The 13,467-nt window shown below is 60.7% G+C and carries 11 protein-coding genes; 5 read left to right on the top strand and 6 right to left on the bottom strand.

The window, feature by feature from the left end:
- Positions 1 to 1,950 (bottom strand): DUF5801 repeats-in-toxin domain-containing protein (locus ACK4HL_RS03995; protein WP_409756746.1); only part of this gene is annotated, 1,950 nt, incomplete at its 3' end.
- A 260-nt stretch (positions 1,951 to 2,210) separates the two neighbouring features.
- Between ACK4HL_RS03995 and ACK4HL_RS03990 the strand changes: the two genes are divergently transcribed.
- Positions 2,211 to 2,825 carry a ribbon-helix-helix domain-containing protein gene (locus ACK4HL_RS03990; RefSeq protein WP_409756745.1) on the top strand — a complete coding sequence of 205 codons (615 nt, stop codon included), beginning with the start codon at positions 2,211 to 2,213 and terminating at the stop codon, positions 2,823 to 2,825.
- 82 nt (positions 2,826 to 2,907) lie between these two features.
- Here ACK4HL_RS03990 and ACK4HL_RS03985 read toward each other — a convergent pair whose 3' ends face one another.
- Positions 2,908 to 3,360, bottom strand: coding sequence for a c-type cytochrome (locus tag ACK4HL_RS03985; protein WP_409756744.1), 453 nt, complete (start codon positions 3,358 to 3,360; stop codon positions 2,908 to 2,910).
- A gap of 637 nt (positions 3,361 to 3,997) precedes the next feature.
- On the opposite strand from ACK4HL_RS03985, the gene ACK4HL_RS03980 reads away from it, so the two are divergent.
- The 3 genes from ACK4HL_RS03980 (at position 3,998) to ACK4HL_RS03970 (ending at position 8,914) form a co-directional block, all read left to right on the top strand.
- Positions 3,998 to 5,740, top strand: a complete 1,743-nt coding sequence (locus ACK4HL_RS03980) for a type I secretion system permease/ATPase (protein WP_409756743.1) — start codon at positions 3,998 to 4,000, stop codon at positions 5,738 to 5,740.
- A complete protein-coding gene (locus ACK4HL_RS03975) occupies positions 5,737 to 7,047 on the top strand; it encodes an HlyD family type I secretion periplasmic adaptor subunit (RefSeq protein WP_409756742.1) in 1,311 nt (436 codons plus the stop codon). Before ACK4HL_RS03980 ends, ACK4HL_RS03975 begins: the two co-directional genes overlap by 4 nt.
- Positions 7,048 to 7,234: 187 nt before the next feature.
- The gene (locus tag ACK4HL_RS03970) at positions 7,235 to 8,914 is read left to right on the top strand and encodes a M10 family metallopeptidase C-terminal domain-containing protein (protein ID WP_409756741.1); all 1,680 of its coding nucleotides are present in this window, start codon (positions 7,235 to 7,237) and stop codon (positions 8,912 to 8,914) included.
- 1,582 nt (positions 8,915 to 10,496) lie between these two features.
- Here the strand turns inward: ACK4HL_RS03970 and ACK4HL_RS03965 are convergent.
- The 4 genes from ACK4HL_RS03965 to ACK4HL_RS03950 all read right to left on the bottom strand — a co-directional run bounded on the left by ACK4HL_RS03965 (position 10,497) and on the right by ACK4HL_RS03950 (position 12,906).
- On the bottom strand, positions 10,497 to 11,072 hold the full coding sequence (locus ACK4HL_RS03965; protein WP_409756740.1) for a hypothetical protein: 576 nt from the start codon (positions 11,070 to 11,072) through the stop codon (positions 10,497 to 10,499).
- Positions 11,069 to 11,719 carry a hypothetical protein gene (locus tag ACK4HL_RS03960; protein WP_409756739.1) on the bottom strand — a complete coding sequence of 217 codons (651 nt, stop codon included), beginning with the start codon at positions 11,717 to 11,719 and terminating at the stop codon, positions 11,069 to 11,071. The genes ACK4HL_RS03965 and ACK4HL_RS03960 overlap by 4 nt, the downstream gene beginning before the upstream one ends.
- Positions 11,720 to 12,159: 440 nt before the next feature.
- Positions 12,160 to 12,300 carry a hypothetical protein gene (locus tag ACK4HL_RS03955; RefSeq protein WP_409756738.1) on the bottom strand — a complete coding sequence of 47 codons (141 nt, stop codon included), beginning with the start codon at positions 12,298 to 12,300 and terminating at the stop codon, positions 12,160 to 12,162.
- Positions 12,301 to 12,672: 372 nt separating this feature from the next.
- Positions 12,673 to 12,906: a helix-turn-helix domain-containing protein gene (locus ACK4HL_RS03950; protein ID WP_409756737.1), complete on the bottom strand. Its 234-nt coding sequence runs from the start codon at positions 12,904 to 12,906 to the stop codon at positions 12,673 to 12,675.
- Positions 12,907 to 12,963: 57 nt separating this feature from the next.
- Here ACK4HL_RS03950 and ACK4HL_RS03945 point away from each other — a divergent pair, with 57 nt between their 5' ends.
- On the top strand, positions 12,964 to 13,467 hold the full coding sequence (locus tag ACK4HL_RS03945; protein ID WP_409756736.1) for a siphovirus Gp157 family protein: 504 nt from the start codon (positions 12,964 to 12,966) through the stop codon (positions 13,465 to 13,467).

Here is a 13,467-nt window from a genome sequence, read left to right as displayed (position 1 = left end):
GGTCCCCGTCGGGTCCGACACCGCGGAGCCGGTGTTGTCGTTGACATTGGCCGGGGCAGATTCCGACTCGCCCGTGTTGTAACGGTCGGCACCCGTCGTCTCGTCCATGTTCACCGCGAAGACAGAAAGCTCGCCTTCGCTATCGGTGCCGACGTCAATTGACGGGCCATCATCCTCGAACGTTACGGAGAGAGACGCAGCAGAAGTCGTGGTGAAGGTGTCGTTGTCGTCGTCGGTGATGGTTGCCGACACGAAGAGGAGCGGGGTTCCGTCCCCTGCCAGGAGCGTGATGCTCTCGTCGTTGTTGTCGGGGTAGTCGCCATGCGCGATGGCGCGGTACTGGGCGAGAGAGACGTCGCCGCTGTTGTTGTTGTCTTCGATGGCTATCGCAAACGCGATGGTGCCATCGGCATCGTCAGCGTAGCCGTCGTTATCCGCGTCGGTGCCGAGGCGGCCGATCACCAGGCCAGACTCGGGATCGGTGAAGAGGAAGATCTGCGCGCCAGTCTTGGTGTCGAAGAGGTTCGTCGCCTCCCCGGTAAACGCCGCGCCCGTGCTGGTGGTCACATTGAGGGCGGTAAGCCCCGCGCCGTCGCCGCCATATGCGCCGGAAGTGTTGACGTTCACCGCGCCCGTCTTGGTGGCGTAGCCAATGGCGGTGAGCCCCTCTAGGACCTCGTCCGTACCCGTCCACGCTGCTATCGCCGACGGGATTCCCCCGGCATCGTTCTCGACATCAGCATCAGCCGGGGCGTCGGTATCCTTGGCGGTGTTCTGAACGTATTTCGTTTCGTCATGAATGATCTGGCCGGGCGTGAGAGTGATGGAATCTTTATCGGGGCTATCGTCTTCAATGGTGACGGAGATCGTCGCAGGCACCGGGGCGCCGCCGTCGCTGCCGGTGATGTTGAAGACCAGCGTGATCTGACCCTCGTCCGACGCGTCGCTGGGATTGTTGGGATGATCCACCGGCCCTTCGAGGTTCACGGTGAACGTACCGTTGGTGAAGAGCGTCACAACGATGATGGTCGTTGCGCCGCCGTCGATGGTGCCCGTGAGGATGACATTGCCGTCCGGGTCGGTGCTGGTCGCCCACTGCACCGTCTGCCCGCCGGACGTGACGTTCGGATAAGGGACTACGAAGGCATACGTCAGCGGGTCGCCATCCGGATCTTTGATCGGGATGACCCCGGAAAACTCAGCCTCATCTGCAAAGTCATCCGAACCTTCGTCGTCCGGCAAGCCACCGGGGAGGTCTTCCTCCGTCACCCGCACATCGATGTTTCCGCCGATCGGAGCACGGTTGCCCTGCTCTTCCACATCCGAGTCATAGATCTGCTCTTCGGGCCAGGCGCGGTCGAATTCGGAGAAGGGGAGAAGGTCGCGGATCTTGAAGGCGGGTCCGATGGTGCCGGGGTCGGCCCAGAAATTGCCGCCGCTCGAGAGCTGCTCCGCGTCGGGACCCGCGGCGGGAAGCACGATGCCGCCGGCTTCCAGGGCTGCCGCGAGGGCCTCGGAGGGGATTTCGATGTTGCCGATGACGAGCGTGGGAACGGCCTTGAGGCCGCCCTTGACGATGATCATGTCACCATCCGCCTCGCGGATGATGAGATCGTCGCCGTTGACGAGGATCGCGTCGATCTGGGTCCCGGGCGGCAGGACGATCGGCTTGTCCTTCTCGGCAGTCACTTCAAGGATGACCTTGGCCGCGTCGACGCTCTCGACCTGTTCCACAGCGAAGCCGTTACCGTCCGGCGTCATGGCCGCCTGCTGGCCCTCTGCCACAGGGGCGGCTGCCGGCGTTTCAGACTGCACCCCGTTCTCAGACGTGGGAGTGGCCGCGGTGGACTGTGCCAGCTGCTGAGGCGAGCTCCAGCTCTCCTGCCCGGCCGCGGACTGAACCTCGGCGGAACCGTGGCTGGTGATCTCGAGATCGGTACGTTCGGTCATCTGGCAACTCCCTCGGACGCCGGCCCCTCTCAGGACCCGTTAATTTTCGATTATCAATCGATTTCGATTTGTGTCTCAATTTGCCAGAAAATGGAGATTGCAAGAAGGTGGGGCCAAAATCCTGTTGTTAAGTTTTCCGCAAGATATTTATAAGTGCTTATAAGATTCGGCGATTTCCATTTACCTTGAGCCAAGTGGGCCTCCTCGCGTGTGTAATATCGCACGTGACCGGCCTTCGACTATTATAGTATGTTATGTTGATGGACAGAGTCGATCCGCTGCGGCAGGCTGCCGACACTCAGTTTAGAGTGCTGCAACGAAAAGGTGTAAAGGCCGCCATCCGCCTTGAGAACATCTTCTGGTCGCAGCTGGACGAATATGCCCGAGAGGACGGGGTGAGCACCTCGCAGCTCATCTTCCGGATCTTCGAGGAGCATCCTGGAGGGCACAACCGGACGGCGCTGCTGCGCTGCTATTGCCTAGACCGGAACCGCCGGCGGCTCAGTTCGGCGCGCTTCCAGGCGCAATCCTTCGACATGCTGGCGATGATCGCCGCCTGCCCAGCACCGGTAGCAGTGATCACAGCGGAGCGGCGCCTCGCCGCGTTTAATCCCAGCTTCGGAGAAATCATAAACCAAATTCGTGGAGGCGACGGCAGGGTCATCCAGCTCTCCTTCAGCGAGCCCCTGACGTCCATCCAACGCCGGTTAATCGACGAGCCGAAGCGGATCGGCGCCTACCACATGGGGATCCAGATCGGGGACGGAAAGCCGCGCTTCTACTTGAGCCGCTTTGCCTTGGCAGACCGCTCACAGGGCATGAGTTCACTGATCGTGGCTTTCCTGGAGGTCTCGCCGCCCCTAGGGAAAGCGTAGCAGGTCGTGGTTCCTCGTCACCGCCCACATTTAAGCGGGAGCGCAGAAAATGGCCCGGTCCTTCCATTGACGCCGCGTTGGTTCAGCCGCCGGGTTTTTTAAATTGCTCGTGGCAGGACTGGCAAACGCTTCCCACGCCCTTCGTTGCGCTCATGAGCTTCTGCCGGTCAGTAGAGGACCAACTCGTTTCCAGCAGCAGCTCCGAGGCCTCATGCAGCTGTTTCATCAGCCGCTGGAACTCCGCAGGTCGCTCCCACACGGCCGGCAGCGCATGGCTGTGGGAGCCGTCGCTCCCAGGTGGGAACTTGTTTCCTATCGTATGGCAGGCTTCGTGGAGTGCCTTCACATGAGGCTGGAGAGAGGCTGGATCGATTGACTGCTCGGAAAGCAGCATACCGCCGATCGCCTTCATCTCCCGCTCCATCACCTTCATGAGTTCCATCCGCTCCAGCACGATCCCCGACGAGCCCTCGTGCGCCATAGCTGCGGAGGATAGGATCAGAGCGGTCAGGATGTAGGAGACTACTGCGCGCATCGTGGACCTACATGCCGGCTGCGAAGGCTCGTGCTTAACTTTAGATCAGACGGGATGTTCCGCTCACTCGTTTGCCTTCTTTTTAAATACCGGTTGCCGAAATACCGGATCTAAGTGAATGTAACGCACATCCAGGCTCCCCGCCCGCAGGGAGCTTTTCACGTTCAGGTTGATGAGTGGACTTGTGAAACGTTTGTCTTCGGACATACCACATAAAAGCGTAAGTAGCCGCTCCCTTGAGCACGTGAACGGGCGTAACACTGGCGGGCTGAGAGTGAGGTGGGTGGCAACTGGCTTTCTTCTGCTGCTATCGTTTGCTGCCGCATTTCCAAACACTCTCTCGGGCGCAATTCTGTTCGCGCTCTCCCTCTTGCCCGACGCAAGTCTTCCCATAGAAAAAATCTCTTCGGCAGCAACTCTTCTGTCTTCCGCGAACGTGAGACCATATGCGGTGTCAATTCCCCTCATCGCTGCATTGCTGATGGTTGCTCCCGTCTCGCTGGCGCGCATGAGTAGACGGAAGGGGGTCCCCGCCCCAAGCCACGCAGCCCGGCCCCTGCCCAAGATACGAAAGAGTTCAAGAGAGGGGAGCGATCTGCGGCATGCGCTCTCGTCATGCAGTTCGGGATTATGGTCGGTGCTGCTGTTCAGCGCTCTGTCCAACCTGCTGATGCTCACCGGCTCAATCTTCATGCTGGAGGTTTACGATCGGGTGCTTCCCAGCCGCAGCACGGCAACGCTCTTCGCGCTGGCGCTGATTGCCCTCTTCCTATTCGCCGTTCAGGGCATTCTCGATGCCATGCGTTCCCGAATACTGGTGCGCATTGGCGCAGTGATGGACACCTCGCTGAATGGCCGCGTTCATGACGCTGTATTGCACACCGCGGGGCGGTCCGACCGTGCCGTCGGCCTTCAGCCGATGCGAGATCTCGATGCCGTCCGCTCCTTCTTGAGCGGCCCCGGGCCAGGCGCGCTGCTCGACCTGCCCTGGCTTCCATTCTACCTTCTCATCATCTTTATGTTTCACCCGGTTCTCGGCGTAACGGCGTTGATGGGAACGATCATTCTCGTAATCATCACCCTTCTCACGGAGCTCCACTCGCGGGGCCACGTGAAGCAGGCGACCAGCGAATTGGCCGCGCGCACCGCCATCATCGAGACGAGCAGGCGCAATGCTGAAGTGATTGCCGCCATGGGCATGGGGCAGCGTCAGGCCGAACGCTTCTCGGAAGCCAGTGAGACACTCGTAAAGCGTCAAAACTCTCTGAGCGACGTGACAGGCGGGCTTGGCGCGTTGGCGCGCAGCTCGCGCATGATCCTGCAGTCCGCGATGCTCGGCGTCGGCGCCTGGCTGGTGATCCACGGGGAAGCATCCGCCGGCATCATCATCGCCGGCTCGATCCTGGTGAGCAGGGCGCTCGCGCCTGTCGACCAGGCAATTTCCCAGTGGAGGAATTTTGCTGCCGCGCGGCAGGGCTGGACAAGACTCGCGAAGCTCCTGGAGGCCGTGCCTCCCGAGCCGCACAAACTCCCCCTCCCGCGGCCACGCACGGGAATTCAGGTGGAAACCCTGGCGGTTGCCGATCCTTCCGGCACGCGCGTCCTGGTGCGCGACGTGAGCTTCGAACTGCCCGCGGGCAGCGGCCTCGCCGTGCTCGGCTCGAGCGGCTCCGGAAAGTCGACCCTGGCACGCGCCCTCGTGGGCGCCTGGCCCGCCGCCGCCGGCAAGGTGCGGCTCGACGGCGCCTCGCTCGACCAGTGGCCCTCAGCACTCCTCGGCAGGCACATCGGATACCTGCCACAGGATGTCGAGCTCTTCGCGGGCACCGTCGCGGAGAACATCTCCCGCCTCGACCCCGACGCAGCGCCGGAGAAGGTTATCGCGGCGGCGCAGGCCGCAGGCTGCCATGAGCTGATCGTCCGCCTGCGCCAGGGCTACCAGACGCAGATCGGCGAGGGGGGCGCGGTTCTCTCCGCCGGCCAGCGCCAGCGGGTGGCGCTCGCACGCGCCCTTTACCGAGATCCCTTCCTTGTGGTGCTGGACGAGCCCAACTCGAACCTTGACCAGGAGGGCGACAAGGCACTCCTCTCCGCCATCCACGGCGTGCGCGAGCGGGGCGGTATTGCAATCGTCATCTCCCATCGGCCGAACTGCCTCGAGGCTTTGGACTTCGTGCTCATCATGCACCAAGGCCGGCCGATTGCCTTCGGGCCCCGCGATCCCGTGATCGCCAAGTTTTTCCCCGCACTGCTGAAGCCCGCCAGCGGCGGTGATGCCCAGGCATTTCCAAGGAAACCCCTGCCGGTGGACAACGTGAGCGTGCTGCGGGCGCAGCCTTCGCGCCGCCTACCCGAGCAGGCCCAGGGCACGAAGCCATGAGTGGCAATGGCCACGCACTCTTCTTTCGGGAAATGCGCCGCGCATCGCGGATTGGCATGGCGGTTGCCGCCGCGCTGGTCTTCGGCACCGGGGTCTGGGCGGCGACGAGCGAAATCTCCGGCGCCGTGATCGCGCCGGGCCGTCTGGTTGTGCTCTCCGAGGTGAAGAAGGTTCAGCACCCGACCGGTGGTATTGTCGGTGAGATCCTCGTGAGCGAGGGCGAGGAGGTGAAGGCCGGCCAGCCGCTGCTCCGCCTCGACGATACGGCGACACGGGCCAATCTCGGCGTGATCTCCCGCGCTTACGACGAGAACCTGGCCCAGCAGGCGAGGCTCCGCAGCGAGCGAGACGGACTTTCCGAGCTGCGCTTTCCGGAGGAGCTTACCGGGCGCGTGAACGATGATGAGGTGGCGGAGATCCTCGCCGGGGAGCGCAGATTGTTCGAGCTCCGCACCATCGCCCGCGAGGGTAACAAGGCGAGGCTCGAGGAGCAGCGCGCGCAGCTCGAGCAGCAGATCGCAGGCTTCGAGGAGCAGATCGAGTCCAACGGCCAGCAGCTCAAGTTCATCCGCAAGGAGCTCGAGGCGGCGCGCGACCTGTGGGAGAAGAAGCTCACCTCCCTCGCCAAGCTCAACGCGTTGGAGCGCGAGGTGGTCAGCATCGAGGGCCGTAAGTCCGGCCTCGCCTCCTCGATTGCCGAGACGCGCGGCCGGATCGCGGAAGTAGAATTGCAGATCCTGCAGGTGGATCGTCAGTTCAACAGCGAGGTCGCGGACGAGCTGCGTGTCGTGGAGGCGCGGCTTGGCGAGTTCCGGGAGCGCAAAGTGGCCGCCGAGGATCAGCTGAGGCGCATCGTCGTTCGCGCGCCTGCCTCAGGCCGTGTTCATGACCTCGCTGTCCACACTCTCGGCGGAGTGATTGCGACCGGTGAGGTGCTGATGCTGATCGTGCCGATGGAGGAGCAGCTCGAGGTCGAGGCGCGCGTGAGCCCCACCGACGTCGACCAGTTGCAGCCGCGTGCCCCCGCCCGTCTCCGCCTCACGGCCTTTAACCAGCGCACCACGCCGGAACTCGAGGGCCAGCTCAAGAATGTTTCGGCGGACGTCGAGACCGACCAGCGCACAGGCGAAACATACTACAAGGCCCGCATTGCCATTCCGCCAGACCAGCTCACCCGCCTCGGCACGCTCCGCCTCATGCCCGGAATGCCCGTCGAGACCTACATCACGACGTCGAGCCGCAACGTGCTCTCGCTGCTCGTCAAGCCCCTCACGGACCAGATGAACCGCGCTTTCCGTGAGGATTGATCGAAGCTCTCTGAATTCCTAAGGCAATGAGCAAAAGGCGGTCGTACCCGCTGTAATTGCAAAGCGGCATTGTACAAATTGGCTACTCGTGGAAATTAGTAAAGAATACGTAAATTCCTTTGCATTCCCCGTGAACAACCGTAAATTTCTCTGCGCGGCGTGAAAATGCAAGCAGGAGGGTTTGGCCATGGCCGTTTATGTATGGAACTTCGGGAGTGCTGATGAGGGGCTCCAGTTTAAGGTAGAGTACGATACAGCTACCCAGCAGTTCACAGTCATCGGTGAAGTCGGTTCTTTCGACCTTAATGCGCTGTGGTTCTCCGATGGCGATACTACGTCTGGGGAGGGCGGTACGACGCTTGTGAAGAAAGATAGCAGTTTGAACATGAACGGCACTGGGGTGCTTTGGGACGACTACTACAAGGTCTCTGAAACCGGGCTCGGCTCTGCTGGTGAAGCGAAGGCTAGTTTCATAACCGCTGGAGAGAGCCTAGAGTTCAATCTGGGCGATATGGGCCTTGTTGATTTTAATCCAGCCACAGCAATTTTGGGCGTACGCGCCACCAGCACATCAACCGAGGGCGGCAGCATCAAGTGGGTCGATACCGGCTCCGATCTCGTCAATTCGAATACTCCGCCAGATGCAGTTAACGACGAACTCGAAGTCGACGAGGATGCTGCGACCGACGGAGCTGGAAATGTTCTGGACAACGATAGCGACACCGAGGACGGCAAACCCACCGTACAGAGCTTCAAAGTTGGAGATACAACCTACGCCGCCGGCGATGTTGCCGCTCTAGGAGACGGCGCAACTCTCAGCGTCGCCGCAAACGGTGATGTGTCGCTGGTTCAGAATGGCGCCTACAACGGCCTGGATGGCAACGGCACGGCGACGGTAGAGTTCAGTTACACAGTAGTTGACGGCGGCGGTCTCACCGATACGGCTGACGCTACGATCACGGTCAACGGTGTCGAAGATCCGACAATTGTTGAAAACCCTATTGCAGACAAGCAGGTCAACGAAACCGAGGGTCTCACCTTCTCCGTTGCCGGTACCTTTGCTGATCCAGACACCACAATTGGAGCATATTCCGCTACCCTGGGCGACGGCTCCGCGCTCCCTAGCTGGATTGTCTTCGATCCAATCACAAACCAGTTCACGATTACAGCGCCCGAGGTGAGCGTGGACGCGGTGTACGACATCAAAGTTAGCGCTTCTGGCAGCAACCCAGTTGATGAAGTCTTTCAACTTACGGTGAAGGCGGACCAAACCGATGCAGGTCCTTCAGACACAACGGGTTTTGTGTCCGTTGTAGGCACGGCCACCTACACGGGCACCAATAGTGCCGACAATCTCATCGGCGACGGCGCAGACAACACGATACGTGGAAATAATGGGGGCGATACTATTTACGGCATGGGTGGCGATGATGATATCAATGGAAACAACGATCCCGATGTGTTGTACGGTGGATCCGGCAATGACATATTACTTGGCTCAAACGGTTCTGATACCATCTACGGCGGCTCTGGCTCCGATCAAGTAACTGGCGGAGGGGGAGCGGACAATCTCTACGGCGGATTTGGTGCGGACACGTTCATCTATGCGGCGGTTGGTGACAGTACAAATTCAGCCAAGGACATTATCCACGACTTTGCCTCAGGCCTGGACGAGATTGATCTTCAGGGCGTCTATGCGGGGAGCCTAAATTTCAACGGCGGCACCGCTGCGAATTACTCGGTCTGGTACACGACCGACGCGACGAGCACCACCGTCTTCGCCGACATCAACGGAGATGCTACCGCCGATATTGTGATCGGTTTGACAGAGCCAAAGACTCTGACTGCCGATGATTTCCTCCTATAGATAAAAAAAATTGGACTAAGTTGATTGAGTGACAGCAGTGGAGCGGCTTCTTGCCGCTCCTTTTCCAATTTATTCTGAGGTGACTGCTATGGCCGAATATTACCGCCTCAAGGGCACCTGAGAGACGTGTGTGTAAGATCGCGCGCAGAGGCTTATCAGGCCTGAGCGGCATATGCTCTCAACCGGCTCGGCGGGGCGCTGCGGCAGGCGGGCGGAATTTTTAGTTCAGCGCACGTACCCACCGCCGGATCGTGCTAGTCGTGACCGACGTGGGCTCTTGGATGCAGATGATGTCGACCCTCTACAACTATCAGGTGGAGCCTGACTGGTGCTAGTGCGAGGGTCACGACTGGGCTGACCTGCCACTGAACTTTCCTCCAGCAGCATTTAGAGCCTTGGCCTGTTGTATGCTCGGTTGAGCGGGTTGAGCAACAAGTTGGAGTGCGGAGCCAGGGAGGGGCGTAGCGTGCCAGGCTGTTGCAGCGAACTTCCCGGCGAATGCCGGAGGGTTTGTAGGCCAGCGACGAGTGGAGTTGTTGTAGTCTTCGACCCACTCGGCGACCGCCTTCCGGGCTTGGTCGAGTCTGAAGAACTTCTGCTTGCTCAGCTAGCTATGAGAGACTGGAGCGCACCGTGGCCTGGCCCATCAGGGTGATGGCTGCCGATGAACAGTCGGCTGAGCGGATAACCGTCACTGGTGAGCTCCTCCGGCCCAACGCCACGTATCCTCGCCTGGCTGGCGAAGATAGTCGCGTCTTTGCTCTTGCCGGTTCACTGGGTGGCTTTGAAGCTTGCGACCGGGTGCGCGTAACAGGTGAGCTCGCTGATGTTTGGATTCGCCGGCGGCGGCGCACCATCGACGTGGATCGGATCCGGAGCGCTGAATAGGAGAGAAGAGGCTTCTGTTATTTCTCGCCAAGACCTCAAACCCGGAAAGCGGCGAGAAGTGCTCGGCCGACAACCGACGAAGCGGGGCACGGCGATAGAATCTATCCACGCCGCGCCTCCTCAGACCATTACCGGTTCTTACCCGGATAGTCCGTTATTTCAGTAGTGGTTTCAGTCTCCTGATTGGGCAGCGCTTATTGCAGTCGTTGCCTATAGGCTGAGAGTAGGTGTGGAGGGCAAGATCCTTCCTGCACGTGCCTTGCCGCACGAGGCAGGCGGCTCCGCGCTTTTTCCATCATCCCCGCGCGGGGCCGTCACTGTGCGTCCTGTTCAGCATTTCCCGCGACGGCCTATCCCAGCTGCATGGCTCCAGGTATGCCATGGGCGGATGCCTGGCTAGCCGTGGACATGAGTGTCTGTGCCAAGGTCAGCTTGTAGCGCACTGCCGACTGTCTCCCAGCCTTGGCCCACTTGCAGTGTACCGCCAGAGTGCAGGTTTCGGGTACACTCGTCAGAGCGCTAATGTGCGTGCTCCGCTGCCGGAACCGGTGATCAGACCAGTTGTCGCCCTATGCGCGCGGGTGAAGGACCTGGCGAGCAAACGCAGCCGAGTTCGGACCTGACCAGCTGTTAAAGCAGAAGGGAACAGTGGTGAACCCGAAGAAGGTCCAATGCCTCTGTTGCATCGCCGGCCTTACTTTTGTGTGCCAGCGTCCGATGCTGGGACGATCTTCCTCTTCTCCTCAATGACCAAGTAGTCCAGGCGATTGATCAGCTTCTTGATGCGCGACCTCGCCTTCCGCTCGTATACGTCGATCCTCTGAAGCGCCTTCGGCTGCCGGCGCAGCAGGTCGGCAGTGCCTTCGGAGGTGGGCACGTAGGCGTTGACGACACCCCGGTACTGCGCGCAGCTGATCATCGTGCGCGCCCAGGCTCGATCCGGAGCCTCCTTCACGAAGTTGCCGTAGAGTATCTCGTGCCGGGCCTCTTCGAAGAGAGCCAACTTGGAAAGTTCCTCGTATAACTTCGGCGGGGGAGGCGTGGTAAGCAGCCTCCTTCTCTCCTGGCGGATTGCCTGCAGCAGGAAGATCTGTCCTGAGAGCGACCTCGCCGTTTCGAGTATCTCCCGCGTTTGCGGAGCTCCCCGGATCAGTTCCTGTGCCAGCTGGCCGGTTTCGAGGAACCACTCCTCAGTACCCGGACGTGACGTGAGCCCGTGCTTGTAGTGGTTCGAAGGTCTGCGTCGCCGGTGGGGTAAGCCATTGGTCATGACGAGGCCTCCTGATCTGCTTCGCTACTTGGAACATCGACAACGTCGCCCAACGCCAACCCGAGACCTCGGGTCATCGTCGTGTTCGTCTGGCGGCGGTTCTCGAGGTTGCGGACGATCTGGTCGAACCTGTGTTGCTCCAGGCAGATTGCGCCATCAAGAGCCGAGATCGTCTTCAGGTCCTTCGTGTAGGCAACGACTTTCAACCTGTCGTGGGTAACGCCCGCTCTTTTCAGGATGGAATTGTAGCGCTTGCGAGAGTTTTCGCTGCCGTGTGCAATTTTTCGCAGGAAATCATCTGCAATGTGTTCTGAATCATACAAGGGATTGGGTTCTTCGCCCCACGCCCGTTGGAGTTGAGCAGCCGCCAGCTGTGCGGTGGCTGCGGGGAGTTTGTTCTCGATGGCGGCCCTTCGCATGGCGCGCAACCTCATGATCTCCCATCGTATCTCAGCGAGATCTCTCACCCAGAAATGTTCAACCATGTCTTTCGGAGCGTATGCGACCACAAGTCCTGCGTGGAGCGCTTCGAATTCGTCAGCACTCTCGAACGGAAGGACAGGTTGCTCACCAAGGAGCCCGGCAATTCGCTCGGGGATAAGTTCGCTGAGTTTTGGTGTTTTCTGAGAAGATGATTTCCTAGCCATGTCGACTCCCAATCTTGATCAAAGTTGAGAGCCATCCCTGCGGTCCAGCCGAAGAAGCAAGACTTTCATGCGGTCGGGGACGGCTTGCGGCAAGTCCCCGTATCCCGCGAGCGGGGTCCGGAGACACAAGTTCGTCCCTCCTCAAGGCGAACAGCGAGCTGATTCTTACAGTATAAAAACTGATTCCTGAATACGGTTTCGGAACGCGGGAACCGGACCTTGCGGCAGGCTTGCTTACGACCTTCAGCGCGCCACGAGATGCGCATGGCGAGAATGCGGCCCTTCAGGCACTCCTGGTTAGCGAGGGCGTAGCGGATGGCTTGAGGGGAGCCTTTGGCAGAGGAGGAGCCGCGTGAAGCAGGCCCCTGGGCTGAAGCGTGACCCGCTGGAGCGCCTGATCGCCGCCTGGGCCTGCGGGACAGTGCCCTTCTGTCCCTGGGCTACGCCACGCTCTGCAGGCGCGGCGAACTCGTGGTGATCCGCTGAAAGACCTCGGCAAGACCGATCCTGATGACGGCAGCGTGTCCGTTGCTGATCCGGCGCTCGATGATGCCGAGACGGTCTCGCGCCTGTCCGAGCACTCCATGCGTGGGAGCAGCTCAGGACATGGTGGAGGAGGCTTCCATCTCCTCGCGAGGGAGGATGGAAGACCGCACGCCGTGGCGCCTACGTCGAGGGGCAAGAGTGAGGAAGGGCAGGGGAGCGGCGGCAACAACACCAGCAAGACAAACATCGACTGGGACAATGAGGTAAGAAGCGCTTTACGCGAAAGTGAAAGAAAGTCTACGTCAGCGTGGGAAGGTCCTCAGATTGCGGCAGATCAGACCCGCGCGCTGAGGATGGCCATCTAGCTTCGTGCTGCGCGGGGGGCACCGAGGGCGTAGGTATGGGGCTGCGCCCACCCTGGCGTTCCAACCCGCAGGTCACTGGCTCTCGGCACCAGCGTGGCACTGCTACTTCCAAAGCCTCACGCCCGGTCCATCACCAGGGCTGCCGATGAATTCGATGCCGGCTTCCTCGAAGACCCGTCGCAGTTCGACGAGTGATTTCGTCCTGCTCGCCGGGATGTCAAAGGTCTTCTCAAGGCGCTGAATCGTTTCCCGCGTCAACCCTGATCTCTCCGCCGTTTCCTGTGCGCTCCAATCCAGCAAGGCGCGTGCGGCACGAATCTGATGGCCCGTAATCATATTGTTGCCGCAATTATATCTCAAAATGAGACATTAAATCGACTATAGGAGAAACCAGTGACGCCGCCCTTGGTCCGCGAATACAATCGCTTCACCGAACTGCGCCGCCGCCTGCTCGAGGCCGACCCGGAGATTGACGAGACGACGCTGCTCGACACGCTGGAGGGCGCGACTGACCTGAACGAGGCGATCGGCGAGGTCATCCGCGCCGCGCTCGAGGAGGAGGCGCTCGCTGATGGCCTTCGGGCGAGGATGGCTACCATGCGCGAGCGCCTGGAGCGGATCGAGGTGGCGTCTGCCAAGAAGCGCGAGGTGGCGCAGGCGGTGATGGAGGACGCCGGCATCGAGAAGATCCTGGCGCCCGACTTCACTGTCTCGCTGCGGATCTCGCCGCCCGGCGTGGCGGTGGTCAACGAGGCGGAGATCCCGGAGCAGTTCTGGATCCCCCAGGCCCCCAAGCTCGACCGCAAGGGCATCCTCGACGCCCTCAAGGCTGGCTCGCCCGTGCCCGGCGCCACGTTCTCGAATTCCAAGGTGTCCCTCGCCATCCGGACGAAGTAG

The organism is Aestuariivirga sp. (genome assembly GCF_046294715.1).
In the GTDB taxonomy this organism is placed as follows: domain Bacteria; phylum Pseudomonadota; class Alphaproteobacteria; order Rhizobiales; family Aestuariivirgaceae; genus Aestuariivirga.
Note: the sequence above shows the minus strand (reverse complement) of the source record. Positions and strands in the feature narration are given on the sequence as shown.

What these genes read in the sequence shown, in the direction of transcription:
- ACK4HL_RS03975 (WP_409756742.1), top strand. Translation starts at nt 5,737, where the DNA reads ATGAGTGGCAATGGCCACGCACTCTTCTTTCGGGAAATGCGCCGCGCA.
- ACK4HL_RS03990 (WP_409756745.1), top strand. Translation starts at nt 2,211, where the DNA reads ATGGACAGAGTCGATCCGCTGCGGCAGGCTGCCGACACTCAGTTTAGA.
- ACK4HL_RS03985 (WP_409756744.1), bottom strand. Translation starts at nt 3,360, where the DNA reads ATGCGCGCAGTAGTCTCCTACATCCTGACCGCTCTGATCCTATCCTCC.
- ACK4HL_RS03970 (WP_409756741.1), top strand. Translation starts at nt 7,235, where the DNA reads ATGGCCGTTTATGTATGGAACTTCGGGAGTGCTGATGAGGGGCTCCAG.
- ACK4HL_RS03950 (WP_409756737.1), bottom strand. Translation starts at nt 12,906, where the DNA reads ATGATTACGGGCCATCAGATTCGTGCCGCACGCGCCTTGCTGGATTGG.
- ACK4HL_RS03960 (WP_409756739.1), bottom strand. Translation starts at nt 11,719, where the DNA reads ATGGCTAGGAAATCATCTTCTCAGAAAACACCAAAACTCAGCGAACTT.
- ACK4HL_RS03965 (WP_409756740.1), bottom strand. Translation starts at nt 11,072, where the DNA reads ATGACCAATGGCTTACCCCACCGGCGACGCAGACCTTCGAACCACTAC.